The sequence below is a fragment of the Pseudomonas sp. 2995-1 genome, from assembly GCF_002742505.1.
In the GTDB taxonomy this organism is placed as follows: domain Bacteria; phylum Pseudomonadota; class Gammaproteobacteria; order Pseudomonadales; family Pseudomonadaceae; genus Aquipseudomonas; species Aquipseudomonas sivasensis.
Genome location: NZ_LJSA01000574.1, coordinates 1 through 290, shown reverse-complemented (window position 1 = coordinate 290; position 290 = coordinate 1). Strand labels below are relative to the sequence as shown.

The window sequence follows — 290 nt, the reverse complement described above, 5'->3', positions numbered from 1 at the left end:
AGGTATACTCTGTATCGATTCCACTTGTTACGATTCCGCCTCTGTAGAAACAAATTGCAAAGTTAAATTCTTTTCTTTCACCAGCCGGCACTTCCATCAATAATGCACCTGTGAGGCCTAGGCCGAACCCGTAGTTCACTTCATGCTTTACTGTTAATACTTTATCAATGGAAAATCCAAGTCCTGCTTTTACACCGTCGTCGTTAGAAACAATTGCAGTGTTTGGACCTTGACCTACCCCAACGAATTCACCGTTACTTGTATCATCAAGGCGACGCATTGCATGTACA

The 290-nt window shown here is 42.8% G+C and carries 1 protein-coding gene; it reads right to left on the bottom strand.

Annotation, left to right across the window (positions count from 1 at the left end; genetic code table 11):
• On the bottom strand, positions 1–290 hold a 290-nt coding region (locus AOA61_RS30980), incomplete at both ends, for a glycoside hydrolase family 52 protein (RefSeq protein ID WP_218197403.1).